At 72.1% G+C, this 25,192-nt stretch carries 21 protein-coding genes and 2 pseudogenes; 10 read left to right on the top strand and 13 right to left on the bottom strand.

The genetic code is table 11. From position 1 onward, the window contains the following. The 5 genes and pseudogenes from AB0881_RS26505 to AB0881_RS26485 all read right to left on the bottom strand — a co-directional run. A pseudogene (locus AB0881_RS26505) lies at positions 1 to 200 on the bottom strand (hypothetical protein); the annotation flags it as partial. Between the two features lie 559 nt (positions 201 to 759). Continuing rightward, positions 760 to 2,079, bottom strand: a complete 1,320-nt coding sequence (locus AB0881_RS26500) for a PhoH family protein (protein ID WP_366620960.1) — start codon at positions 2,077 to 2,079, stop codon at positions 760 to 762. Between the two features lie 156 nt (positions 2,080 to 2,235). After that, complete coding sequence (locus AB0881_RS26495) at positions 2,236 to 2,991, bottom strand: isoprenyl transferase (protein WP_366620958.1); 756 nt, start codon at positions 2,989 to 2,991, stop codon at positions 2,236 to 2,238. 294 nt (positions 2,992 to 3,285) lie between these two features. After that, positions 3,286 to 3,942: a hypothetical protein gene (locus AB0881_RS26490; RefSeq protein WP_366620951.1), complete on the bottom strand. Its 657-nt coding sequence runs from the start codon at positions 3,940 to 3,942 to the stop codon at positions 3,286 to 3,288. A 114-nt stretch (positions 3,943 to 4,056) separates the two neighbouring features. Beyond that, entirely contained in the window at positions 4,057 to 4,578 is a 522-nt protein-coding gene (locus tag AB0881_RS26485; protein WP_366620949.1) for a hypothetical protein, read from the bottom strand. A 116-nt stretch (positions 4,579 to 4,694) separates the two neighbouring features. Between AB0881_RS26485 and AB0881_RS26480 the strand changes: the two genes are divergently transcribed. Together AB0881_RS26480 and AB0881_RS26475 are read left to right on the top strand one after the other, a co-directional pair. Beyond that, complete coding sequence (locus AB0881_RS26480) at positions 4,695 to 6,245, top strand: DHA2 family efflux MFS transporter permease subunit (protein WP_366620947.1); 1,551 nt, start codon at positions 4,695 to 4,697, stop codon at positions 6,243 to 6,245. After that, entirely contained in the window at positions 6,226 to 6,864 is a 639-nt protein-coding gene (locus AB0881_RS26475; protein ID WP_366620945.1) for a TetR family transcriptional regulator, read from the top strand. Before AB0881_RS26480 ends, AB0881_RS26475 begins: the two co-directional genes overlap by 20 nt. A 3-nt stretch (positions 6,865 to 6,867) precedes the next feature. Here the strand turns inward: AB0881_RS26475 and AB0881_RS26470 are convergent, their stop codons facing one another. Together AB0881_RS26470 and AB0881_RS26465 are read right to left on the bottom strand one after the other, a co-directional pair. Next, a complete protein-coding gene (locus AB0881_RS26470) occupies positions 6,868 to 8,040 on the bottom strand; it encodes a C40 family peptidase (protein WP_366620943.1) in 1,173 nt (390 codons plus the stop codon). 224 nt (positions 8,041 to 8,264) lie between these two features. Beyond that, positions 8,265 to 10,271, bottom strand: a pseudogene (locus AB0881_RS26465) (thioredoxin domain-containing protein). 16 nt (positions 10,272 to 10,287) lie between these two features. Here AB0881_RS26465 and AB0881_RS26460 point away from each other — a divergent pair. Beyond that, on the top strand, positions 10,288 to 11,982 hold the full coding sequence (locus AB0881_RS26460; RefSeq protein WP_366620956.1) for a recombinase family protein: 1,695 nt from the start codon (positions 10,288 to 10,290) through the stop codon (positions 11,980 to 11,982). 35 nt (positions 11,983 to 12,017) lie between these two features. Here the strand turns inward: AB0881_RS26460 and AB0881_RS26455 are convergent, their stop codons facing one another. Both AB0881_RS26455 and AB0881_RS26450 read right to left on the bottom strand, forming a co-directional pair. Next, the gene (locus tag AB0881_RS26455; RefSeq protein ID WP_366620941.1) at positions 12,018 to 13,379 is read right to left on the bottom strand and encodes an NAD(P)/FAD-dependent oxidoreductase; all 1,362 of its coding nucleotides are present in this window, start codon (positions 13,377 to 13,379) and stop codon (positions 12,018 to 12,020) included. Positions 13,380 to 13,406: 27 nt separating this feature from the next. After that, entirely contained in the window at positions 13,407 to 14,342 is a 936-nt protein-coding gene (locus tag AB0881_RS26450) for a ribonuclease Z (protein ID WP_366620940.1), read from the bottom strand. An 81-nt stretch (positions 14,343 to 14,423) separates the two neighbouring features. On the opposite strand from AB0881_RS26450, the gene AB0881_RS26445 reads away from it, so the two are divergent. Beyond that, the gene (locus AB0881_RS26445) at positions 14,424 to 14,900 is read left to right on the top strand and encodes a pyridoxamine 5'-phosphate oxidase family protein (RefSeq protein WP_366620938.1); all 477 of its coding nucleotides are present in this window, start codon (positions 14,424 to 14,426) and stop codon (positions 14,898 to 14,900) included. A 3-nt stretch (positions 14,901 to 14,903) separates the two neighbouring features. On the opposite strand, the gene AB0881_RS26440 is transcribed toward AB0881_RS26445, so the two are convergent. Further along, positions 14,904 to 15,179, bottom strand: a complete 276-nt coding sequence (locus tag AB0881_RS26440) for a hypothetical protein (RefSeq protein WP_366620937.1) — start codon at positions 15,177 to 15,179, stop codon at positions 14,904 to 14,906. Beyond that, positions 15,170 to 16,033 carry a mycothiol conjugate amidase Mca gene (mca, locus tag AB0881_RS26435; RefSeq protein WP_366620954.1) on the bottom strand — a complete coding sequence of 288 codons (864 nt, stop codon included), beginning with the start codon at positions 16,031 to 16,033 and terminating at the stop codon, positions 15,170 to 15,172. Before mca ends, AB0881_RS26440 begins: the two co-directional genes overlap by 10 nt. Before the next feature lie 162 nt (positions 16,034 to 16,195). Between mca and AB0881_RS26430 the strand changes: the two genes are divergently transcribed. Together AB0881_RS26430 and greA are read left to right on the top strand one after the other, a co-directional pair. Then, positions 16,196 to 16,669 (top strand): DUF4307 domain-containing protein, encoded by a 474-nt coding sequence (locus AB0881_RS26430; RefSeq protein WP_366620935.1) that lies wholly within the window; start codon positions 16,196 to 16,198, stop codon positions 16,667 to 16,669. A gap of 172 nt (positions 16,670 to 16,841) precedes the next feature. Continuing rightward, positions 16,842 to 17,342, top strand: a complete 501-nt coding sequence (gene greA / locus AB0881_RS26425; protein WP_366620933.1) for a transcription elongation factor GreA — start codon at positions 16,842 to 16,844, stop codon at positions 17,340 to 17,342. A gap of 178 nt (positions 17,343 to 17,520) precedes the next feature. Here the strand turns inward: greA and AB0881_RS26420 are convergent, their stop codons facing one another. After that, complete coding sequence (locus tag AB0881_RS26420; RefSeq protein ID WP_366620931.1) at positions 17,521 to 18,000, bottom strand: Lrp/AsnC family transcriptional regulator; 480 nt, start codon at positions 17,998 to 18,000, stop codon at positions 17,521 to 17,523. A 125-nt stretch (positions 18,001 to 18,125) separates the two neighbouring features. Here AB0881_RS26420 and hppD point away from each other — a divergent pair, with 125 nt between their 5' ends. The 4 genes from hppD to AB0881_RS26400 all read left to right on the top strand — a co-directional run bounded on the left by hppD (position 18,126) and on the right by AB0881_RS26400 (position 23,968). Next, a complete protein-coding gene (hppD, locus tag AB0881_RS26415; protein WP_366620930.1) occupies positions 18,126 to 19,217 on the top strand; it encodes a 4-hydroxyphenylpyruvate dioxygenase in 1,092 nt (363 codons plus the stop codon). 63 nt (positions 19,218 to 19,280) lie between these two features. Beyond that, entirely contained in the window at positions 19,281 to 20,873 is a 1,593-nt protein-coding gene (locus tag AB0881_RS26410) for a M1 family metallopeptidase (protein ID WP_366620928.1), read from the top strand. Between the two features lie 79 nt (positions 20,874 to 20,952). Beyond that, the gene (locus AB0881_RS26405; RefSeq protein WP_366620926.1) at positions 20,953 to 22,419 is read left to right on the top strand and encodes a M1 family metallopeptidase; all 1,467 of its coding nucleotides are present in this window, start codon (positions 20,953 to 20,955) and stop codon (positions 22,417 to 22,419) included. 124 nt (positions 22,420 to 22,543) lie between these two features. Further along, a complete protein-coding gene (locus AB0881_RS26400) occupies positions 22,544 to 23,968 on the top strand; it encodes a M1 family metallopeptidase (protein ID WP_366620925.1) in 1,425 nt (474 codons plus the stop codon). Between the two features lie 4 nt (positions 23,969 to 23,972). Here AB0881_RS26400 and ilvA read toward each other — a convergent pair whose 3' ends face one another. After that, positions 23,973 to 25,181: a threonine ammonia-lyase gene (ilvA, locus tag AB0881_RS26395; protein WP_366620923.1), complete on the bottom strand. Its 1,209-nt coding sequence runs from the start codon at positions 25,179 to 25,181 to the stop codon at positions 23,973 to 23,975. Positions 25,182 to 25,192: the final 11 nt, after the last annotated feature.

The following is a 25,192-nucleotide window of genomic DNA, read 5'->3' as shown; positions in this document are numbered from 1 at the left end:
CCGGGACGGCGCGGGCCGCCCGCCAGCTCCTCGCCGGGGCCCAGCGGCGCCTCCATGGGGCCGGGGGCGCCCATCGGGCCGGGCGGCGGCCCGGCGAGGCCTGCGGCGGCGCCGGGGGCGTGCGGGTCGTCCGCGACCGCTCCCATCGAGGCGGTGTCGCCGCCGGGGGCGCCGCCGAACGGGTCGCCGGCGACCTTCACGTCGTCGGCCGCCGTGCGGGCGGCGGCGGGGCCCAGGGGGTCGTGGGGAGCAGGGCTCTGTCGTTCGTCTCGCCTAGGGGACCCGGGGCGGTCTCCGTACAAGGCGGTCCTTCCGACGGTCGTGCGCGCATGGACGCGCGCACGAGCTGTTTCCACCCCCTGGCCCGCGGCCCGCCGCGGCGGTCCCGGACCCGGAACGGCGCCGCGCCCGCCTCGCGGATTCGGGGGGAGGCGAGGTGGACCGCACCGCTCGGGGGGTGCTTACGGGGACACACAATGCCTGAGCGGCGGGGATGCTCTGCAACCGGAACGAGACGAATGCTAGGGATGAGCCGGTTGTCAACCTGCGCCGGAAAACCCGGAAATCACTGTGCGAGCTGGCATTCCTCCCCATCCGGGAGGTTCGTGTGACCTTCCTCACAGTCACACGGAGTGACGTTTAACGATCACATGCTGTGATCATTCCGGCACGCGGACGGAGCGGGCCCGGAGACCGGACCCGGACGGGTCCGGGCCCCGGCATGGCGCCGGGGCCCGGAACGTGCCATCGGACGCGCGGTCAGCCCGTGACGTCGCCCAGCATGTCGGTGACCAGGGCGGCGATCGGGGACCGTTCCGAACGGGTCAGCGTCACGTGCGCGAACAGCGGATGCCCCTTAAGGCGCTCGACCACGGCCGCGACGCCGTCGTGCCGGCCGACCCGCAGGTTGTCGCGCTGCGCGACGTCGTGGGTGAGCACGACCCGCGAGCCCGCGCCGATCCGCGACAGCACGGTCAGCAGCACGCCGCGCTCCAGCGACTGCGCCTCGTCCACGATCACGAACGCGTCGTGCAGCGAGCGGCCCCGGATGTGGGTCAGCGGGAGGACCTCCAGCATGCCGCGGTCCAGGACCTCCTCGATGACCTCGGGGGTCGTCACGGCCGACAGCGTGTCGTAGACGGCCTGCGCCCACGGCGACATCTTCTCGTTCTCGCTGCCGGGCAGGTAGCCCAGTTCCTGGCCGCCGACCGCGTACAGCGGCCGGAAGACCACGACCTTGCGGTGCCGGCGGCGCTCCAGCACGGCCTCCAGGCCCGCGCACAGCGCCAGCGCCGACTTGCCGGTGCCGGCCCGGCCGCCCAGCGACACGATGCCGACGTCCTCGTCCATCAGCAGGTCGAGCGCGACCCGCTGCTCCGCCGAGCGCCCGCGCAGCCCGAACACCTCGCGGTCGCCGCGCACCAGCCGCACGGACTTGTCGGGCTGGACGCGGCCGAGCGCCGAGCCGCGCTCCGACAGCAGCCGCAGCCCGGTGTGGCACGGCAGCTCGCGCGCCTCCTCCAGGTCGGCCCGGCCGTTCTCGTACAGCTCCTCCACCTGCCCGGCCGGGACCTCCAGCTCCCGCATCCCGGTCCAGCCGGACTCCACCACCGCCAGCTCGGCGCGGTACTCCTCGGCCGCCAGCCCGACCGCCGACGCCTTCACCCGCATCGGCAGGTCCTTGGAGACCAGCACGACGTCGCGGCCCTCGCGGTCCAGCCAGCCGGCCACCGACAGGATCCGGGTGTCGTTGTCGCCCAGCCGGAAGCCGTCGGGCAGCACGCTCGGGTCGGAGTGGTTCAGCTCCACTCGGAGGGTGCCGCCCTGCTCGCCGAGCGGGATGGCCTCGTCCAGCCGGCCGTTCTCCAGCCGGAGGTCGTCCAGCGTCCGCAGCGCCTGGCGGGCGAAGTAGCCCAGTTCCGGGTGGTGCCGCTTGGCCTCGAGTTCGGAGATGACGACGATGGGGAGTACGACCTCGTGCTCGGCGAACCGGGTCATCGCCCCCGGGTCGGCGAGCAGGACGCTGGTGTCGAGGACGTACGTGCGCCGGTCCGGGACGGGGGTCGTCCCGGTGGGGATCCCGGAGTCGGGACGGCGCGCGGAGGTTGTGGCCACTCGATCTCCCTGAGAAGAGGGGAACTGCCGGTGGCGCAACAGTCCGCCCCCGTGCGGCCAGGGAGGCCCTGGCCCGGGACGGTGGCCGGGGGTGGTGGCCCCGGGAGTGGGGACCGGCCCTTAGGAACCGAAGCGCCTGTGCCGCGCGGCGTACGAGCGGATCGCCCGCAGGAAGTCGACCTTGCGGAAGTCCGGCCAGTGGACCTCGCAGAAGTAGAACTCCGAGTGGGCGCTCTGCCAGAGCATGAAACCGGAGAGACGCTGCTCCCCCGAGGTGCGGATGACCAGGTCCGGGTCCGGCTGGCCGCGCGTGTAGAGATGCTCCGCGATGTGCTCGACATCAAGGCCCTCGGCGAGTTCCTCGATGCTGGTGCCCTTCGCCGCCTGCTCGATGAGCAGAGAGCGCACCGCATCAGCGATCTCACGCCTACCTCCATACCCAACGGCGACGTTCACAATCAGGCCGGGGGCGTCGGATGTGGCCTCCTGGGCGTCTTTCAGGACGCGGGCGGTCTTGTCGGGCAGCAGATCGAGCGCGCCGACCGGCTTGACGTGCCAGCCGTCGGCCGCGATCTTGCGCACGGTGTTCTCGATGATCTCCAGCAGCGGGTCCAGCTCGCGGGCCGGCCGGTTGAGGTTGTCGGTGGACAGCAGCCACAGCGTGACGACCTCGACGCCGGCCTCGGTGCTCCACTGGAGCAGCTCGAAGATCTTCTCGGCGCCGCTCTGGTGGCCCCGGTTGACGTCGGCCAGGCCCATCGAGCGGGCCCACCGGCGGTTGCCGTCGAGGATCACCCCGACATGGCGGGGGATGATGTCGGTGCGCAGCGAGGACTCCACCCGCCGCTCGTACATGCGGTAGACGGCGTTCCGGATCTTGCCGTACGGGCCGCTGTGGCGGATGGCGGAGCTCAGCTTGTCCTTCGGCCCGGACTCGCCGGCCCCTGCTTCTCCACGCAACCCGTCTCCCCGTCTGCCCTGGACGTCCCTGCTACCTCGGTCACCTCGCCGAACCCCCATGCGGGTTTCCCTTCGCGCGGCCGCCCTCGATTCCAGGACGATGCCCAATTATGACCTCGGGGCGATATATATCGCACCGCATCGGCCATAACGCGCTCTTTACATGAACGCGCGCTCAACACCGGATACGTGCGGGGCGGTACCTGGAGGTTAGCCGACCGCGCGGCCGCGCGGGGCTCGGTGGCCCGCTCCGGCCCGCTGCCCGGCGCGTTCCCTGGCCCGCTCTCCGGCCCGTTCGGCCTCGGCCAGCAGGTCCCGCAGGAACCGCGCCAGCTCGGCGGACGTGAGCACCGCGCGCACGCCCCGACCGCCGGCGCCCCAGGCCTCGATCACGGCCCTCCTGGCCCGCCGCCACCGCCCGTGCGGGGAGCCCTGCGGGCCCACCCAGACCGACGAGGTGCGCAGCGTGCAGCGCAGCTCACCCGTGCTGGCCACGTCGCCGCGGTCGCGGTAGCGGAACGCGAACAGCTCCGTCTCGCGGTCGGTGTCGGGCGGCACGTCGGCGTCGCTGTCGGCGCCGGTGTCGGGGCAGCGCGCCTTCCCGTACGGGACGTACGCCGGCCGCGCGGGGAACCGGTCGTCGGGATCGGGCCACCGGGCGGCCTGCGGGGAGTCCTCGGCGCGGGCGGCGGCCACCTGCGCGGCGAGCGCGGCGAGCACGTGCCCGCACCGCTCCCCCACCGCGCCGAACGAGTCGCCGTCGCGGCGCAGCTCCAGCGTGACCTCGAACGGGGTGCCGCCGCGGTCGAGCGCCGCCACCGGCAGCACCGCCAGCGAAGAACCGTCCAGACAGCGAAGCCCGCCCATGCCCGTACCCCCGCCCGTGTCCCGTTACCGCGGCCGTACCTCCCGTTGCACATTAGGCGAGGTCAGCACCATGATCACACCTAGCGGCCGTCGTGATCGCGTAAGGATGCGGGCTCAGGCGCTGGGGCCGGCGGCGCGGGCGCGCTCGACGTACTCCAGCGCGGTGCGCAGCTCGGCCAGCCACTCGTCGGTGTTCTTGCCCACCAGCCGGACGCACCAGGCCAGCGCGTCGCTGCGGCTGCGCGCGACGCCCGCGTCCACGAGGGTGTCCAGGACGCGGCGCTCGGGCTGGCGCAGCCGGGTCATCACCGGCACCGACAGGGTCGTGAACATCTCCCGCGCGTCGCCGCAGGCGGCGCCCCAGGAGACCTTGTGGCCGAACCGGTGCTCGGCCTCGCGGGCGATCGCGATCCGCTGGTCGCGGGTCTCCTCGCGGAACCGGTTGATGTGCCCGGCGAGCATCCCGGCGCGCTCGGCCCCGCCGGCCTCGGCCGCCGCGGCCGGCACGGGCAGGCGGCCGATCACGCTGACCTCCTCGCGGTCCAGGACGATCTCCGGCGCGCCCTCGAACCAGCCCTCCGGCAGCCGCCCGGCGAACCAGCCCCGCAGCTCCTCGGCGGCTTCGTTCGTAGTCATGTAATCAAAATTACACCCCTCGTCGGGCGCGGGTCGAGTACCGCCTCGTATTGACACTCGCCATCTTTTGAGAGTTACTCTCATTTCATAGCTAGCCTCAAACAAAGGTGACTCTCATGACGACCATCGCTCCCCCCGCGCCGGCCCGGCGCTGGTGGGGGCTGGGCGCGCTGTCGCTCAGCCTGCTGGCCCTGGGCTTCGACCTGACGATCCTGAACGTGGCGCTCGCCACGCTCTCCGAGGAGCTGGACGCGGGAACGAGCGCGCTCCAGTGGATCGTGGACTCCTACGTCCTGGTGTTCGCCGCGCTCCTGCTCCCGGCCGGCCTGCTCGGCGACCGCTTCGGGCGTAAGCGGCTGCTGCTCGCCGGCCTCGCCGTCTTCGCGGCGGCGTCCCTGGCGGGCGCGTTCGCCGGCGGCACCGCGGCGGTGATCGCGGCCCGGCTGCTCATGGGCGCCGGCGCGGCGATCGTGATGCCGCTGTCGATGTCGATGCTGCCCGTGATCTTCCCGCCGGAGGAGCGCACCCGCGCGGTGGCCGTCTGGTCCGCCTCGATGGCGCTCGGCCTGCCGCTCGGCCCGCTCCTGGGCGGCTGGCTGCTGGAGAACTTCTGGTGGGGCTCGATCTTCCTGGTGAACGTGCCGCCGGCGGTGATCGCCATGATCGCGATCGCGCTGCTGCTCCCCGAGTCGCGCGACGCCACCGCCCCGCGCATCGACTGGGCCGGTGCGCTGCTGTCGATGGCCGGGCTGGTCGCCCTGGTGTACGGGGTCATCGAGGGCCCGGTACGCGGCTGGGCCGACCCGGTCACGCTGGGCGCGGTCGCCGGCGGGCTCGTCCTGCTGGCCGCGTTCACGCTGTGGGAGCGCCGCGCCGGCGAGCCGATCATGGACATCGGGCTGTTCCGCGACCGGCTCTTCCTGTGGCCGCTGGCCGCCGGCACCGCCGCCACGCTGGTGATGGCCGGGGCGCTGTTCGTGCTGCCGCAGTTCCTCCAGGTCGTGCAGGGGAACGGCGTCCTCGGCACCGGGGTGCGGCTCACCCCGATGCTGCTCGGGATCATGGCCGGCGGGCTGGCCACCGACCGGCTCGCGGGCCGTACCGGCCCCAAGCCGATCATGGTGGCCGGGCTGCTGACGCTGGCCGCCGGGATGGGCGCGGGCGCGCTCACCGACACGGCCGGGACGTACGCGTACACCGCGTTCTGGCTGGCCGCGGCCGGGACCGGGATGGGGCTGACCATGGTCCCGGCGATGGACACCGTGCTGTCGCGGCTGCCCGAGGACCGGGCGGGGCGCGGCTCCGGGCTGGTGCAGGCGCTGCGGCAGACCGGCGCGGCGCTCGGCATCGCCGCCCTGGGCAGCCTGGTGGCGTCGGTCTACCGCGGCCGGCTCGACCCCGGCGCCCTGCCGGACGACGCGGCCGCCACCGCCCGCGACTCGGTCGGCGGCGCCGCCGCCCTCGCGGAACGGCTCGGCGACCCCGCGCTGCTCGCCTCGGCCCGCGACGCCTACGTCCAGGGCATGAACGCCGCGCTGGCGGCCTGCGCGCTCGCCGCGCTGGCCGTGGCGGCGCTGGTGGCCGCGTTCCAGCCGGGCCGCGCCGCCGAACGTGCGGAGCCGCCCGCCGATGGCCGAGAATCGACGCATGAGCACGCCGCCATCTGAGCCGTCCCTGGACGCGTTCGAGGAGCGCCTGCGGCGGCTGCCGCTGCGCGAGCGCAAGAAGCTGAGGACCCGGAGGGCGATCCAGGACCACGCCCTCCGGCTCTTCGCCGAGCAGGGCTACGACGCCACCACGGTCGAGCAGATCAGCGCGGCGGCCGAGATCTCGCCCAGCACGTTCTTCCGCTACTTCCCGACCAAGGAAGACGTCGTCATCGAGGACGAGTACGACCCGGTCCTGGCCGAGGTGTTCCGCGCGCAGCCGCCGGAGCTGTCCCCGATCGAGGCGCTGCGCGCGACGCTCCGCGACGTCTTCCCGATCGTGTACGAGCGGGAGAGCGCGGCGCTGTTCGCGCGGACCCGGATGATGGTCGAGGTGCCGGCGCTGCGGGCCAGGATGTTCGACTCGATGCGCACCGGCACCCTCACTGTGATCAACGGGTTCGTCGCCGAGCGGTCCGGCCGGGACCCGGCCGACCCCGAGGTGCAGGCGTTCTCCTGGGCGGTGCTGGGGGTGCTCCAGGCGGCGATGTACTCCTGGCTGGACAGCGGCGGCGAGCTCGACCTGCCCGGCCTCGTGGACCGCAACCTGGCCTTCCTCGCCGCCGGCCTGCCGCTCTGACCGTCAGCCGGCGATCCGGCCGGCGTGCCCCGGATTGACCCGGACGGCGCCCTTCATGTTGCGCGTGTAGACGTTCTGGACCTGCACGACCGTGCCCCGGCGCGGCGCGGCGATCATCTTGCCGTTGCCGATGTAGAGCGCGATGTGCGAGATGTAGCCCGGCGCGGTCGGGTCGTTCGCCCAGATGAGCATGTCGCCCGGCTCGGCCTTGCTGTACGGGATCACCCAGCCGGCCCGCGCCTGGTCGGCGGCCACCCGGGGCAGCCGGATCCCGGCCTTGGCGAACGCGAACTGCATCAGCCCGGAGCAGTCGTAGCCGCCCTCGGCCTCGGACTCGCCGCCCCACACGTACGGCCAGCCGAGCCGGGTGTACGCGGCCTTGATCACCGTCTGCACCTGCTGCGCGGTCATCACCTTGCCGCGCGCGGTCGGCACCCTGCCGGGCTCCGGGTAGTCGATCTCCGGGTTGACCTCGACCGCCTTGGCGCCCTTGGGCAGCATCTTGCGGATGTGCTTGACGTAGCGGTCGACCTTCTTCTCCGGGACGCTGACCAGCATCGCGTTCCCGGTCGGCACGCCCAGGGTGCGGGCGGTGGCGCGGGAGATCACCGCGTCCACGTCGCCGATGCCCATCGTGGCGTACGCGCCCACCCGCACCTGGGCCTGCTTCTGCTTGCCGCCCACCGGGATCTGGCTGCCGAGCTGCACGCCGCCGTCGCTGCCCATGGTGAACGAGATCGCGACGTCGCCGCCGGCGACGTTGCGCCACAGCGCGTCGGACTGCGCGGTCGGCTTGGGGGTGAAGTTGCGGAACGTGGACGGCTCGACGCCCAGCACGCCCACCCGCTTGCCCGCGACCACGGCCTGCACGGCGTCGACGATCTCGGTGCCCGCCACGCCCTTGGTGCCGCGCACCCGGGACACCGTCTCGGCGGGCAGCGTGGACGGCGCCGCGATCAGGATGTGCGGTTCGAGCCGCTTGCCGAGCGGCGCGACCGCCGCCGGCGAGATCTTCGAGCTGCCCGAGGCGGCCACGAACTTCTGGTGCTCGGCGTTGGTGCGGGGGTCGGGCCCGCCCTGCCCGTGCGCGACCAGGACCGCTCCATTGGCGGCCAGCGTGGTCATCACCGAAACGCCGATGATCGTCGGTAGAACCCGGCGGTCCGGCTTGCGCACGGCAACACTCCCTCACTGCACGGCCTCGCGGCCCACGATCCTGCCCTAGCCAACTCTGGGGCCCGGACACGGTCTCCGTCCAGATACCCCGGCGCGCCGCCGGCCACCCCGGGAGAATGGCCGCGCTCCGTCAGCCCCGCGTTGGCTACTCATTGGTAACACCAAGCCGGAACGAGAGCAAGGTCACAGTGCCACAAAACGGACCTACTGACCAACCGAACCTGTCAATCCCGCAGCTCACGCGCGAGATCACGAGTCGTCGTCACGGGCAGCCTGCACGTGAAGCCCCGGCACACGTACGCCGCCGGAGAACCGTCCACCAGCCCCCGCCCCTCCAGCAGCGGCACCCCATCGCTCCCCGGCTCGCCCAGGCTCACCACCGCCCCCGGCGCCACCGCCATCAGCGCCGTCCGATGCAGCGCCCGCGTCAACTCGTCACCGCGCGGGCCCACCACCGCGACCTCCAGCGGCCCGGCCGCGAACGCCTCCGCCACCGCCAGCCCCCAGCCCGCGAACCGCGCGTGCTCGGCCGCCAGCAGCCCCGCCGGCGCCAGCGCCGCCGCGGCCGCCTCCCGGTGCCTTTCACCGCCGGTCAGCGCCGCGTACGACAGCAGCGCGCCCGCCGCCGCGAACTGCCCCGACGGGGTCGCGTTGTCCGTCGGATCCTGCGGCCGCCGGAACAGCTCCTCGGCGTCGTCCGCGGTGTCGTAGAAGCCCCCGGCGCCGTCCGCGAACCGGTCGAGCACGGCGTCCAGCAGCACGCCCGCCAGCCGCACGTGCTCCGGCTCCCCCGTCACGCCGTGCAGGGCGATGAGGCCCTCCGCGACGTCCGCGTAGTCCTCCAGGACGCCCGCGTTGGCCCCCGCCGCGCCGTCCCGCGACGTCCGCACGAGCCGCCCGTCCCGCACGTGCAGCCGGGTGATCAGAGCGGCCACCTCCGCCGCCGCCGTGACCAGATCCGGCCGCTCCAGCAGCGCCCCGCACTCGGCCAGCGCCGCGACGGCCAGCCCGTTCCATGCGGCCACCACCTTGTCGTCGCGCGCCGGCGGCACCCGCCGCCCGCGCGCCTCCAGCAGCGCCGACCGCACCCGGTCGTACCGCTCCAGGTCCTCCGGATCGTTCGGCAGCCGCAGCACCGACGTGCCGTGCTCGAACGTCCCGCCCGGCGTCACGCCGAACAGCTCCGCCGCGTACGCGCCGTCCGCCTCGCCGAGCACCTCGGTCAGCTGACCGGGCGTCCAGACGTAGTACTTGCCCTCCACACCCTCGCTGTCGGCGTCGAGCGCGGACGCGAGCCCGCCCTCCTCCGTGCGCAGGTCGCGCAGCATCCAGTCGCACGTCTCCAGCGCGATCCGCCGCGCGAACGGGTTCCCCGTCAGCCGCCACCAGTGCGCGTACACCCGCGCCAGCAGCGCGTTGTCGTACAGCATCTTCTCGAAGTGCGGGACGACCCACGCGTCGTCCACCGAGTAGCGCGCGAACCCGCCGCCGAGCTGGTCGTACATCCCGCCGCGCGCCATCGCCTCCAGCGTGTGCCCCGCCATGGCGAGCGACTCCGCGTCCTGCGTGCGCGCGTGGTGCCGCAGCAGGAACTCCAGCGCCATCGACGGCGGGAACTTGGGCGCACCCCCGAACCCGCCGCGCGCCGCGTCGTACGACCGCGCGAGCACCCGCACGGCCCCGTCCAGCTTCTCCGTCCCGGGCGGCTCGGCCCCGCCCCCCGCGAGCGGCCCGCGCGACGAGAGCGCCTTGACGACCTGCTGGCCCTGCTCGACCACATCGTTCCGCTGCTCGTTCCACGCCTTGTGGACGGCCTGCAAGAGCGCCTGGAACTGCGTCCGGGGAAAGTACGTCCCGCAGTAGAACGGATGCCCGTCCGGCGTCATCAGCACCGTCATGGGCCAGCCGCCCTGCCCCGTCATCGCCTGCGTGGCCTCCATATAGACGGCGTCGACGTCGGGCCGCTCCTCCCGGTCGACCTTGATGTTGACGAACAACTCGTTCATCAACCGCGCCGTCGCCTCGTCCTCAAACGACTCATGCGCCATGACATGGCACCAGTGGGGTCAGCGGAGCTACCAGTGGCAGGATGCGTACCCAACTGAGAGCAGTATGGGCACGTCCCGCCGCCTTGCCTCCGCCATCGCCTCCTCTCCCCATGGCCACCAGTCGACCGGATTGGTGGAGTGCTGAAGGAGGTATGGCGATGTGGATTCCGCCAAGCGATTCACACTCTCACCCTCTCACATGCCGCCAGGCCCGGATCGGGCGAGATGCCTCCACAGCGGTTCGAGCGGAGCGACTCTCCGAATTCTGTCGGACACTCAAAGTAATCTCACCGGTGTCCCTCCCCCCATCTGGAGAGTCATGAACCACACAGACCTGAGTCGGCCGCCAGATCCCTCATCAGGCACTCCGTCCTCCCCTCTCTCACTGCTCGCGTACGCACGGATCAGCGACCTGACCGGTAAGCGCGGGACCCCCGCCGGAGTCATGGGCGTCGACGCCCAGCATGCGATCTGCGACGCGATCGCCCGCGGACTGGGCGGGGCGGTGGCGGCCCGGTACACCGACAACGACAGGCCGGCGAGCCGCGACGAGCATCGCCCGGGATTCGAGGCGCTGCTCGCCGATCTTCATCGTGGGCGTACCTCCGCCGGCCGGCCGGTCGACGGAGTCGTCACAGCGGACGATGACCGGATCTACAAGACCCCGGCCCAGTGGCAGCGGTTCCTCACCGCCTTCCGGGCGCGCCCCGGCCGGCTCTTCGCCGACGAACGCGGCGCGTACGACCTCTACGACGACGCGGCCGAGGAGGCCGGCTGGCATAACACCACGATCACGATGGGAGAGAACCGCAGGCGGCGGGACCGGACCCGGCGTTGGCACGCGGCGCAGGCGATACGGGGCGCGCCCCACACAGGCGGTCGCACCTTCGGCTACCGGCCCGCTCCCGGCAGGCCCGGCGAGATCGAGGTCGTCCCCGGCGAGGCCGCCGTCATCCGGGCGGCGGTCGCGGCCTGCGCCGAAGGGCGGTCCTGGGGAGCGATCACGGCGCTCTTCCAACGCTCGGGCCTGCCCACGGCCGGCGGCGGGCCCTGGCGTACCCAGACCGTGAAGCAGATCATCTCCAGCCCGCGCCTCGCGGGCCTTCGCATCCTGGGCGGTGAGATCGTCACGGCCCCGGACGGCTCCATGGTCTTCGGCCGGTGGGAGCCCATCATCACGGTGGCCGAATGGGAGGCCGTACGTTCGCGCCACGCTCCTCGCGACCGGCTCCCTGGCGGCAGGTCCAGAAACCCTCGCCCCACCCCTCGCAAGTACCTGCTGTCCGGGTTCCTGCGGTGCGGAAGGGAGCACGAAGGCCGCGTCTGCAACGGCGTCATGGCGGGCTGCGCGACCAAGCAGGGCTTGTCGGCCTACCGATACGCCTGCCGTCCCAAGAGCGACGGAGGATGCGGTGGAACGGCCGTGAGCGGTGAGTGGATGGACCAGAGGATCGGCGCGCTCGTCCTGGCCACGCTCGCACTCGACGGGGACCGGCGACGCTCGCGGCCGGAGCCGTGCGTGTGGGAACGCCAGGCGGAACTCGACGCCCTCATGGCGAGAAGGGAGACCCTGGAAGCGAGATGGCACGGCGGTGAGGTGGGCGACGACTTCTTCTTTCGCAACGCGGCCGCCCTGGAAGGACTGATCGATGGACTCGGCACCGAGCGGCGCGCGTGGCGCACTCGGCAGGAGGCGCTGACGGACGGCGTTGAAGCCCGGCAGCGGCGCTGGTCGCTTGAGCCGGACGCCGGCGGCTACGACCTCGCCCAGAGAAGATCTCTCGTCGCGCTCGTTCTCACGACCGTGCTGGTGTTCCCGGTCGGCAAGGGCACGCGGAGGCGGGGGGACGACTCCTATCTGCCGGTGCTCAAGATGCCCCTTGATGCGCCTTGATGGCTTCAAGACACGATCCCCGGCGGGGCCGGGCGTCACTCCCGGAGGGCGGAGACGGCGGTTTCTATCGTGCGGTGGAAGGTGGGGTAGGCGTAGATCATGTCGCGGAGGACGGCGGTGGGGACCTCGGCGTGGACGGCCACCGCCAGGGCGCCGAGGATCTCGCCGCCGTACGGGCCGGCGGCGGTGGCGCCCACGAGGACGCCCTGGTCCGCGTGTTCGACGAGCTTGATGAAGCCCTCGTTGCCGGCCTTGTGGATCCAGCCGCGGGCCGACTCCTCGATGGGGGCGAAGCCCGTGCGGACCGGGAGGTTCTGGTCGCGGGCCTGGGCCTCGGTGAGGCCCACGGCGCCGATCTCCGGGTCGGTGAACGTGACCCGCGGGACGGCGCGGTAGGCGGCCGGGGAGCCCTGCTCGCCGAGGATGTCGCGGACGGCGATCGCGCTCTGGTACATCGACATGTGCGTGAACTGGCCCTTGCCGGTCACGTCGCCGATCGCCCATATCCCGTCGGCGGCGCGCATGGTGCCGTCCACAGGAATCGTCCTGGCGCTCTCGTCGAGGCCGGCGGCGCCGATGCCGAGGGCCGCGAGGTCGCTGTGGCGGCCGGTGGCGACCAGGAGCCGCTCGGCGGTCATTTCCTCGCCGCCGTCGAGCTCCAGGGTGAACGTGCCGTCCGCGTGGCGGACGCGCGTCGCCTGCGCGCCGGTCCGTACGGTGACGCCCTCGTTCCGGAGGACCTTGGCGATCAGCTCGGACGACTCGGGCTCCTCGGGCGCGAGGAGGCGGCCGGCCATCTCGACGATCGTGACCTCGCTGCCGAAGCGGGCGAACGCCTGCGCCATCTCGACGCCGACCACGCCGCCGCCGAGGACGAGCAGGGACGCGGGCGCGCGCTCGGCGCGGACGGCCTCGCGGTTCGTCCAGTACGGGGTCCCGGCCAGGCCGTCGATCGGCGGTTCGGACGGCTCGGTGCCGATGTTGATCAGGATGCCGCGGCGGGCCCGGAACGTGCGGTCGCCGGCGGTGACCTCGCGGGGGCCGGTCAGGCGGCCCCGGCCGCGGACCAGGGTGACGCCCTTGCCGGTGAGCCGGTCGGCGGCGGTCTTGTCGTTCCAGTCGTCGGTGGCCTCGTCCCGGATCCGGGCGGCCACCGGCGACCAGTCGGGACGGACGGTGGAGTCCCCGGCCATCCCCGGGATGCGGCGGCCCTCGGCCAGCAGGTCCGCGGCGCGCAGCATCATCTTGGTCGGGACGCACGCGTAGTACGGGCACTCGCCGCCGACCAGCCGGGCCTCCACGGCCGCCACCTCCAGCCCGGCCTCGGCGAGGCGCCCCGCGGCGTCCTCTCCTCCCGGGCCCAGCCCGATGACGACGACATCGACTTCCTCAGCCATGCCCCTGTCCTGCCCGCGGCGCGGCGGCTATACCGCGCGGCGGCGGGGCAGCCGGATCCGGTCGAGGTCGCGGGCGAGGACGATCTCGCCGTCGAACGGGACCGCCGCCTGCTTGCGGAAGGCGGGCTCGTCCTCGGGCCGGTACCGCTCGGAGAAGTGGGTGAGGACGAGCAGCCGCACGCCGGCGGCCGCCGCGATCCGGCCCGCCTCCCCGGCCGTGAGGTGCCCGCGGTCGTGCGCCAGGCCGGCGTCCTCGTCCAGGTAGGTGGACTCGATGATCAGCATGTCGGCGTCCCGGGCCAGCTCGTACGCGGCGTCGCACACGCCGGTGTCCATCACGAACGCGACCTTCTGGCCGGGCCGCCGGACGCTGCACTCGTCCAGCGTGACCGTCCGCCCGTCCGGCGCGGTGACCTCGCCGTCCTCCTGGAGCCTGCGGACGAGCGGGCCGCGGATCCCGCGGGCGGCCAGCTCGGCGGGGACCATCGTGACGCCGTCGGGCTCCTCCAGCCGGTAGCCGTACGCCTCGACGGGGTGGGCGAGCCGGCGGGCGGTCAGGGTGAACGGCGCGGTCCCGCCGTCCACCCGCATCGCCGCGCCGGACACCGGCCGCTCGGTGATCACGTCGGTGTCGTGGAACGCGGTCGCGTGCCGCAGCCGCCGCCAGTACTCGGTGCCGGACGCGGGGAAGACCGCCGTGACCTCGTGCTCGACACCGTCGCGGGCGATCCGCTGCACCATGCCGGGGACGCCGAGGCAGTGGTCGCCGTGGAAGTGGGTGACGCACAGCCAGTGGACGTCGGTGGCGGTCACGCCGGCGAACGTCATCTGCCGCTGGGTGCCCTCGCCCGGGTCGAACAGCAGGCCGAGGCCGTCCCAGCGGAGCAGGTAGCCGTTGTGGTTGCGGGTCTTGGTGGGGACGGCGCTCGACGAGCCGAGGACGAGCAGATCGCGGACCGACATCCCACCATGGTGCCGGTGAAAGCCGGAATAAGCGCCTGATTATGCTGGCGGCGTTCGGCGTACCGCCCCCGAGGAGGCCCCGTGGCAGGCAGCAGGCGTGAGCAGATCAGGATGACGGACGCGGAGGTCGCCGCCTATCTCGCGGACTCCTCCAAGGTCCAGGTCGCCACCCTCGGCAAGGACGGGGCGCCGCATCTGGTCACGATGTTCTACGCGCTGCTGGACGGGAAGATCGCGTTCTCCACGTACCGGACGTCCCAGAAGGTCGTGAACCTGCGCCGCGATCCCACGATGACGTGCCTGGTCGAGGACGGTACGGAATACAGCGAGCTGCGCGGCGTCTCCCTCTACGGCAAGGGCCGCATCGTCGACGACCCCGAGGTGCGCCTCAAGGTCGGCGCGGTGGTCGGGGCCCGCCTGGCCGGGCTGCCGGCGCCCGAGCCGGACGCGCCCCTCGACCCCGCCTTCAGGGACGGGCTGGAGCGCTCGCTGGCCAAGCGGGTCATCATCGTGATGGAGCCCGACCGGATCGTCAGCTGGGACCACCGCAAGGCGTGACGGTCAGCCGTCCTTCGGGTCCGCGGGCGCGGCCTTGGCCTTGGCCTCGGCCTTCTCGCCGCCGCCGACCTTCCCCGCCTTCTCGGCCTGCTCCCGCTCCCAGGCCTCCTGCTTGATGTCGGCCTCGCGCGGCGCCTGGATCTTCCTCATCTGCTTGTTCATCGAGCGGATGAGGAAGTAGGTGGCGACGGCCAGCGCGATGAAGACCCCGAAGCCCAGGAAGCCCGGGGTGACCGTGTCGTCGTTCAGCGGAATATCGAGGGCGAGCACTACGAACACACCTTCTCCCGGACTCCGGCGAACAGGTCGTCCTCCGGCAGTTCCGTGTCGACCAGGGACCTGGCCAAATGGTAGTCCTCGGTCGGCCATGCCTCGCGCTGCACGTCCAGCGGGCACACGAACCAGAACCCGTTGGGGTCGATCTGGGTGGCGTGCGCCAGCAGCGCCCGGTCGCGGGTCTCGAAGTGCTCGCCGCACGGCACGCGGGTGGTGACCGCCCACGGCTGCGGCGCCCCGCCCTCGTCGTCGAACCGCTTGATCCAGTCCTTGTACGGGGACTCGGCGCCGATCCGCTCCATGGCCGTGTGCAGGGCCAGGATGCGGTCCTTGTTGAAGGTCATGTGGTAGTAGAGCTTCAGCGGCTGCCAGGGCTCGCCGGTGCCCGGGTAGCGGTCCGGGTCGCCGGCCGCCTCGAACGCCTCCACCGAGACCTCGTGGGTCTTGACGTGGTCGGGGTGCGGGTAGCCGCCCTTCTCGTCGTAGGTCAGCATCACGTGCGGGCGGAACTCGCGGACGGCGCGGACGAGCGGCTCGGACGCGACCTCCAGCGGCTGGAGCGCGAAGCAGCCCTCCGGAAGCGGCGGGAGCGGGTCGCCCTCGGGGAAGCCGGAGTCGACGAAGCCCAGCCAGCGCTGCTCGACGCCCAGGATCTCGCGGGCCCGGGCCATCTCGGCCTCGCGGACCTTGCCGATGTCGGCCTTGACCTCCGGGCGGTCCATCGCGGGGTTGAGGATGTCGCCGCGCTCGCCGCCGGTGCAGGTGACCACGAGGACCTCGACGCCCTCGGACACGTAGCGCGCCATCGTGGCGGCGCCCTTGCTCGACTCGTCGTCCGGGTGGGCGTGCACGGCCATCAGGCGCAGCGGGCTGGGGTGATCGGTGGGCTCGGACACCTGGGGAACTCCCTCTCAGCAACCAGTACGTACCGTGTAGGGGGGACCCCGGTGCGGAGCACGCCTCCCGACGGAAGAGAATTGTCCCTGACAACGTCCGCGTCCCGCACGGAGATTCCCGCCATGTCCACGAGCGTCACACCAGGTACGGCAGCGCAGGCCGACTGGCCCCGGAACGTGTCCGGCGGCGGCGCCGGCGGTGGCGCGGAGAACGGCGGCGACGGCGGCTCCGGGGACGGCGCGCCTGCGCGCAGGGCCGGGAAGCTGGGCTACATCCTGATCGGGCTGCTGGTGGCGGTCGCGGCGGGCGGCTGGGCGATCATCATGGGCCATGCCAACAACACCCCGGGCATCGCCGCCCAGACGATCACCTACAAGGTGGTGGACGACTCGACGGTGCAGGTCCGGTACGCGGTCGCCAAGGCCGAGGCCGATGTGGTCCGCTGCACGGTGGACGCCTTCGACACCGATTTCGCGATCGTCGCCACGTCCACGGTGACCGTTCCGGCCGGGACCGAGAACCTCTCCCGCACCGACACCCTCCAGACGACTCGGCGGGCCACCGGAGCCCGCGTGAAGGACTGCCGCAAGGTGTGAATCGGCAGGTGAAAGCCGGACCGCTTTTGGCGGGTTGCGTGCGCCGCGTTCAGGGAACCTTTACCCGCACACACCGGATAGGCTAGAGGTTTCACCAGGCCGCGCTTCATGTCGATGTGTCGCACGTCCCGCCGGGACCTGCGAGATCGCAACATGTGGATGAGGAGTACCCGTGACCGAGACCCGCGCTGACAACGTCACCTGGCTCACCCAGGAGGCGTACGACCGGCTCAAGGCTGAGCTGGACCATCTGTCGGGCCCGGGCCGCATCGAGATCGCTCAGAAGATCGAGGCGGCGCGGGAGGAGGGCGACCTGCGCGAGAACGGCGGCTACCACGCGGCCAAGGAGGAGCAGGGCAAGATCGAGGGACGCATCCTCCAGCTGCAGGGCATCCTGGAGAACGCGCGCGTCGGTGAGGCCCCGCGCACCGAGGGGGTCGTCGGCCCGGGCATGACCGTCACGGTCTCGTTCGAGGGCGACGACGAGGAGGTGACGTTCCTGCTCGCCTCGCGCGAGGAGAGCGGCGCCCCGATCGACGTCTACTCCCCCAACTCCCCGCTCGGCGCGGCGATCAACGGCAAGAAGGTCGGCGACAAGGCCACCTACTCCCTGCCGAACGGCCGCAGCATGACCGTCGAAATCCTCGACGCCACGCCCTATGGGTCTGCGTAGCCCTTGGCGTCAGGCGTTGAACGCCTTCCTTCGGCGGGCTTCGCGGCGATCGCTGCATCGCTCCGTCTCGCCTTGACGGCTCGCTGCGCGATCAGATTCTCGCTTGCGCTCGAATCTGGCTTCGCACGCGATCGCAGCGCTTGGGATTGGTGACCACCTCGGCAGACGGCTGGGGTGGTCACACTTTTTTATCGGCGCGGGCGGCCGCGGCCACCAGGGGGAGGGTGCGCTGGGGGATCTGGGTGGCCAGGGAGAGCACCGAGGACGCCCTTTCCACCCCGCGGACGTCGACGATCATGTCGATGACCCGCTGGAGGTCCTGGTTGCTGCGCGCCACCACGCGCAGCAGCATGTCGCCGGCGCCGGTGATGGTATGCGCCTCGATCACCTCGGGGACCGCGGCCAGCCGTTCGGCCACCGGGTCGTGGCCGCCGGGCTGCCTGATCTGGAGGGTCACGAACGCGGTGACGCCGTAGCCGAGCGCCGCCGGGTCGATCTCCGGCCCGAAGCCGCGGACGACGCCCTGCCGGACCAGCCGGTCCAGCCGCGCCTGCACGGTGCCGCGGGCGACGCCGAGCCGGCGGGACGCCTCCAGCACGCCGATCCGGGGCTCGGCGGCGAACAGCGCGATCACCCGCCCGTCCAGCTCGTCGATCATCGCCCGTCCCCTTCCGTGGGCATCCTGTACAGGACGACCGTTGCTTCCCGCCGATGACTGTACAGATTGTCCAGCGATCTGAACGACTCTTGCGCACCTTGTCGCGGATTTCAGAGATTAAGTGCATGGATGAATTCCCGGTCAAGGGCATGGACGCCGTCGTCTTCGCCGTCGGCAACGCCAAGCAGGCGGCGCACTACTACTCCACCGCGTTCGGGATGCGGCGGGTGGCCTACCGCGGGCCCGAGAACGGCAGCCCGGACGAGGCCGCGCACGTCCTGGAGTCGGGCGGGGCGCGGTTCGTGTTCCGCGGCCCGGTACGGGCGGGCACCGATCTCGGGCGGCACGTCGCCGAGCACGGGGACGGGGTCGTCGACCTGGCCATCGAGGTCCCCGACGCCGAGGCCGCGTACCGGCTGGCGCTGGCCAGGGGCGCCACCGGCGTCGCCGAGCCGAAGGTCCTGGAGGACGACCACGGCAAGGTCGTCGTCGCCTCCATCGCCACGTACGGCGAGACCCGGCACACCTTCGTCGACCGCTCCAACTACGCCGGCCCGTACCTGCCCGGGTACGTGGCGGCCGGCCCGATCGTGGAGCCGCCGGAGAAGCGGTACTTCCAGGCGATCGACCACTGCGTCGGGAACGTCGAGCGGATGGACGAGTGGGCCGGCTTCTACCACCGGGTCATGGGCTTCACCGACATGGCCGAGTTCATCGGCGACGACATCGCCACCGAGTACTCGGCGCTGATGTCCAAGGTCGTCGCCGACGGAACCCGCAAGATCAAGTTCCCGCTGAACGAGCCCGCCGAGAGCCGCAAGAAGTCGCAGATCGACGAGTACCTGGAGTTCTACGGCGGTCCGGGCGTTCAGCACATCGCGCTCGCCACCAACGACATCCTCGCGTCGGTCGACCGGATGCGCGCCGCCGGCGTGGAGTTCCTCGAGACGCCGGACTCGTACTACGAGGACGCCGAGCTGCGCGAGCGGATCGGCGAGGTGCGCGTCCCGGTCGAGGAGCTGCAGAAGCGCCGGATCCTGGTGGACCGCGACGAGGACGGCTACCTGCTGCAGATCTTCACCAAGCCCGTCCAGGACCGGCCGACGGTGTTCTTCGAGCTGATCGAGCGGCACGGCTCGCTGGGCTTCGGCAAGGGCAACTTCAAGGCGCTGTTCGAGGCGATCGAGCGCGAGCAGGAGCGCCGCGGCAACCTCTGACCGCGCCCCGGTACCGGTACATCCGAGTTGCCCAGCCTGCCCGCCGCCGGGCAGGCTGGGCGCGTGCATACGGCCGGAAGTACGCCCAGTCTCCCCAGCGCTCCCCGCCGCGGCGGCCCGAGCCTCGCCCGCCGCGGCGTCGCCGGGCTGTCCGCCCTCGCCGTCGCGGGCTCGCTGACGGCCTGCCAGATCACCCTGCCGGGCGACGCCGGCCCGTCCGAGGAGCCCCCGTCCCAGGGCGGCCCTCCAGGGAAGGCGAGCCTGGGCGACCCGTACGTGCCGGGCAACGGCAACGGCGGCTACGACGTCCGGCACTACTCGCTGAAGCTGGCCATCACCCCCGGCGGCGGCCGCGAGCTGGACGGCACCGCCACGATCACCGCGAAGGCGACCGAGAAGCTGGCGGGCTTCAACCTGGACCTGACCGGGCTGGAGGTCGCCGACGTCACGGTGGACGGCCGGAAGGCGCAGCACCGCCGCGAGGACGACGAGCTCGTCGTCAACCCGGCGAAGCCGCTGGCCAAGGGCGCCGAGTTCACGGTGGCGGTGCGGTACGCGGGCACGCCGCAGCCCGTCCAGGACCCGGTCCTCGGCCGGTACGGCTGGATCCGCACGCCCGACGGCGTGTTCGTGGCGTGCCAGCCCAGCGGCGCGCACACGTGGTTCCCCAGCAACGACCACCCGAGCGACAAGGCCACCTTCGACTTCCAGATCACCGTCCCGCAGGGCCTGACCGCGATCGCGAACGGCGAGCCGGACGGCCCGGTCCCGGGGACGGGCGGCGGCTCCGGCGGCACCGTCCCGCCCGACGGCGGCGTACCGCCGACCACGGCCCCCGACGCCGACCCGACCGGCCCCGCCATCGTGCCCGCCGCGCACGGGCGGAAGGCGGCCCGCACGACCTCCACCTGGAAGGTCAAGGAGCCGATGTCGACCTACCTGGCGTCCGTGTCGGTCGGCCGGTTCCAGGTCAAGACCGGCAAGACGCCCGGCGGCATCACCAACATCACCGCCGTGGACCCGACGGTCGGCGGGCTGGCGCTGGACGCGTTCCACGCCAAGAACTCCGAGATCACCGACCATTTCGCGGGGCTGTTCGGGCCGTACCCGTTCGGCTCCACCGGCGGGACCGTCGACAACGCCGCGGTCAACTTCGCGCTGGAGACCCAGACCCGCCCGGTGTACGGGGCGTTCGGCGCCGACGAGTCGATCGTGGCGCACGAGCTGGCGCACCAGTGGTTCGGCGACAGCGTCGGGGTGACCCGCTGGCAGGACATCTGGCTGAACGAGGGCTTCGCCACCTACTCCGAGTGGATCTGGAACGAGAAGTCCGGCCGGCAGACCGTCAAGGACCAGTTCGACGAGGCGTACCGCGACGGCAGCCGCGAGCTGTGGGACGTCCCGCCGGGCAACCCGGGGCGGGCCAACATGTTCGGCCGCACCGTGTACGACCGGGGCGCGATGACGCTGCACGCGCTGCGCACCAAGGTCGGCGACGCGAAGTTCTTCGAGATCCTCAAGACGTGGGCGCGCGAGCACCGGCACGGCAGCGCGACGACGCAGCAGTTCATCGACACGTCCGAGCGGGTGTCGGGGCAGCAGCTCGACGACTTCTTCAAGTCGTGGCTGTACGAGCGGGGCCGTCCCCGGATGTAGGTGAAGGATCGGCCAGGGTTCGGCAAAGCCCCGGCCGGTCGCCGCGGCGCGCGGCCGGGGACCCTCCAGGGTGTGCCGGGTGAACCGGCCTTACCTGATCCCTGCCGCGGCGCTGGCCGCGGCAGCCGTGACCGCCGCCGCCCTGCCCGCCGACGGCTCCCCGTGGCCGCCGCCCGGCGGCAGGACCGTGCCCGCAGGCGGGTTCGCGCCCGGCGCGGCGGGCGCGGGCGACCCGTACTTCCCCCAGGCCGGCAACGGCGGCTACGACGTCACGCACTACGACGTGAAGCTGGCGTACGAGCCGCGCGGCCGCAGGATCTCGGGCACCACCCGCATCAACGCGACCGCGACGCAGAACCTCTCCCGGTTCGACCTCGACTTCGTCGGCAACCGGGTGCGGAAGGTCGTCGTGAACGGGGTCGAGTCGTCGTGGCGGCGCAGCGGCCAGGAGCTGATCATCACCCCGGCCGCCGGGCTGCCGAGCGGCACCCGGTTCACCGTGTCCGTCGCCTACGACGGGTCGCCGGCCAACGACCGGAACGCCGACCTCGGCAAGACCGGCTGGATCCGCACCCCCGACGGCGCGGTCACGCTGTCCCAGCCGCAGGGCACGGCCACCTGGTTCCCGGTGAACGACCACCCCAGCGACAAGGCCACGCACGCGTACACGATCACCGTGCCCAAGAACCTCACCGTGGTCGCGAACGGCGAGCCGACCGGGGAGCTGCGCCCGGCCGACCGCGGCGCCACCCGCACGTACCGGTGGCGGTCGCGGCACCCCATGGCGAGCTACCTGGCGATGGTGGCGATCGGGAAGTTCCGCGTGATGGACGGCGCGTCCCCGAAGGGCATCCGCACGATCACCGCGGTGGACTCCTCCCTCAAGCAGAACCGGTCCTGGCTGCAGAAGCGGACCGGCACGGTCACCGACTGGGGCGCCCGGACGTTCGGGCCGTACCCGTTCGACTCCACCGGCGGCGTCGTCGACAACGTGAAGGTCGGGTACGCGCTGGAGACGCAGACCCGGCCGGTGTACGCGGGCCAGGCGGACACGGCGCTGCTCGTCCACGAGCTGGCGCACCAGTGGTTCGGCGACAGCGTCGCGCTCAAGCACTGGAAGGACATCTGGCTGAACGAGGGCTTCGCGACGTACGCGGAATGGCTCTACACAGAGCAGCACCGCGGCGCGACGGCCAAGCAGATGTTCGAGAAGGCGTACAAGCAGCCGGCGGGTTCCCCGCTCTGGAAGCGGCGTACGGGCGCGCCCGGCCGCAAGGGGCTGTTCGACTACTTCGCCATTTACACGCGCGGCGCGATGACGCTGCACGCGCTTCGCACCGCCGTGGGGGACGCCGCGTTCTTCCGGATCCTGAAGACCTGGGCGACCGAGAACGCGCACGGCCACGGCACGACCGAGGAGTTCATCAGGCACTCCGAGCGGGTGTCGGGGCGGAAGCTGCGCCCGATGTTCAAGGAGTGGCTCTTCACGTCCGGGAAGCCGAGCCGCCCGAAGAAGGCGCCGGCGCCGGCCCAGAATCGGTCCTGACCCGCCCTGACCCGGCCTTGACCGGCCACGGCACTGGCGGAATCGCAACCGAATCGCGCTTGAAAACGCGGCATGGCGACTGAAATTTTGGGGCGAATGTTATGTCACCCCAAGGACGAGGTCGATGAGCAGAACTTATCCGGCTATGGCCGCCGTGGCGCTGACCGCCACCGCGGGTCTCCTGGTTTCGGCGCTGCCCGCGGGGGCGGCCGCCACCCGCTTCACCCCCGGCGCCCCCGGCGCGGGTGACCCGTACTTCCCCGACATGGGCAACGGCGGGTACGACGTCGCGCACTACGACATCGGGCTGAAGTACGACCCGGCCACCAAGGGCATCCAGGCCGTGACCAGCATCAAGGCCCGCGCGACGCAGAACCTGTCGCGGTTCAACCTGGACTTCCTGGGCCCGCTGAAGATCTCGGCGCTGCGGGTGAACGGCGCCAAGGCCGCCTACAAGCGGACCGGCGCCCAGGAGCTGGAGATCACCCCGCCCAAGGGCCTGCGCAAGGACGGCCGGTTCACCGTCACGGTCGCCTACTCCGGCGTCCCGCAGACGATCAACGACCCGGCGCTGGGCACGTCCGGCTGGATCCCGACCGCCGACGGCGCGGTCATGCTCAACCAGCCGTTCGGCGCGGCCACCGTCTACCCGGTGAACGACCACCCGACCGACAAGGCCACGTACACCATCACGCTCACGGCGCCGGAGAACCTCACCACCCTCGCGAACGGCGACTTCGCCGGCAAGGCCACGCGGGGCGGCTGGACGGTCTCGCACTGGCGGATGAAGCAGCCGATGGCCAGCGAGCTGAGCATGCTCGCCATCGGGAAGTACGACGTGATCAGCGGGAAGACGAAGGACGGCGTCCCGAACATCACGGCGACCGACCAGGGCCTCAACATCTCCGCCGAGAACGCGCGGAGCTTCCATCAGCAGACCGAGGACATCCAGGCGTTCCTCCAGGGGAACTTCGGCCGCTACCCGTTCGGCTCCACCGGCGGCATCGTCGCCAAGGCCGGCGTCGGGTACGCGCTGGAGACCCAGGGCCGCCCGATGTACGACCTCGCGCACCGGCCGGGCTCGATCCCCAGCCCCGGCCTGATCGCGCACGAGCTGGCGCACCAGTGGTACGGCGACAGCGTGACGCCGGAGCGCTGGGCCGACATCTGGCTGAACGAGGGCTTCGCCACGTACTCCGAGTGGATGCTGGCCGAGAAGCAGGACGGCAAGTCCGTGCAGGAGAGCTTCGACGAGGTCTACGCGACCCCGGCCGACGCCGCCCTGTGGAAGCCGAAGACCGCCGACCCGGGCCGGGACAACATCTTCCACGGCACCGTGTACGACCGCGGCGCGATGACGCTGCACGTCCTCCGCAAGGAGATCGGCGAGAAGGACTTCGCCAAGCTGATCAAGGCGTGGCCGACCGCCAACCGCGACGGCAACGTCTCGACCCGGGACTTCATCCGCTTCGCGGAGAAGATCTCCGGCGAGCAGCTGGACGGCCTCTTCCAGAAGTGGGTCTACACCTCGGGCAAGCCGTCGCTGTGAGCGCTCAGCTCAGCGTGATCGTGTAGCCCTTCTCGCGCAGGCGGCCGAGCACTTCCTCGCTGTGCTCGGCCCCTCGCGTCTCCAGGTGCATCAGCACCTCGGCCTCCTCGACGTGCAGGCGGGCGGCGACCCGCTCGTGCATCACGTCCAGGACGTTCACGCCCAGCCCGGCCAGCTCGCTGAGCAGCGTGACCAGCGCGCCGGGACGGTCGTTGAGCCGGCACCGGACCACCAGGTAGCGGCCGGCGCCGGCGAGGCCGTGCCGGAGGACCTTGGCGAGCAGCACGGGATCGATGTTGCCGCCCGACAGGACCGCCACGACCGGCGTGCGGACCGCGTACGAGTGCTCCAGCAGCGCCGCCACCCCCGCCGCGCCGGCCGGCTCGACGACCTGCTTGCCGCGTTCGAGGAGCAGCAGCAGCGCCTGCGAGATCGACTCCTCGGTGACGGTCACGACCGCGTCCAGGAGCCGGGTGACCAGGTCGTAGGTGAGGTCGCCGGGGCGGCCCACGGAGATCCCGTCGGCCATCGTCGGCTGCACGTCCACCCGTACCGGGCGGCCGGCGGCCAGCGACGGCGGGAACGCCGCCGCCTTCTTGGCCTGCGCGCCGACCACTTTGATGTCGGCGTTCTCGTCCTTGAGCGCGGCGGCCACCCCGGACATCAGCCCGCCGCCGCCGACCGCGCCGACGACCGTGCGGACGTCCGGCAGGTCCTCCAGGATCTCCAGCCCGATCGTGCCCTGCCCGGCCACCACGTCCGGATGGTCGAACGGGTGGATCAGGACCGCGCCCTCCTTGTCGGCGTACTCCTGCGCCGCGACGAGGCAGTCGTCGACGTTCGGGCCGGGGAACACGACCTCGGCGCCGTACGCGCGGGTCGCCGCGACCTTGGGCAGCGGCGCGCCCTGCGGCATGAAGACGGTGGCCTTGCAGCCGAGCATGGACGCCGCCAGCGCCACCCCCTGCGCGTGGTTGCCCGCGCTGGCCGCGACGACGCCGCGGGCGCGCTCGGCGTCGCTGAGCCGGGCGATCCGCACGTACGCGCCGCGGATCTTGAACGAGCCGGTGCGCTGGAGGTTCTCGCACTTGAGGTACACCGGGCCGCCGATGGCCTCCGACAGCACGCGGGAGTGCATCAGCGGTGTCGGGACGGCCACCTCGCGCAACAGTTCGCGGGCGGCCCGGATGTCGTCGGCGTTGACGCTGGCCATACCCCCGATCT

The sequence above is a fragment of the Spirillospora sp. NPDC029432 genome, from assembly GCF_040703975.1.
Classification (GTDB): domain Bacteria; phylum Actinomycetota; class Actinomycetes; order Streptosporangiales; family Streptosporangiaceae; genus Spirillospora.
This window is presented reverse-complemented; position numbering and strand designations above follow the sequence as displayed.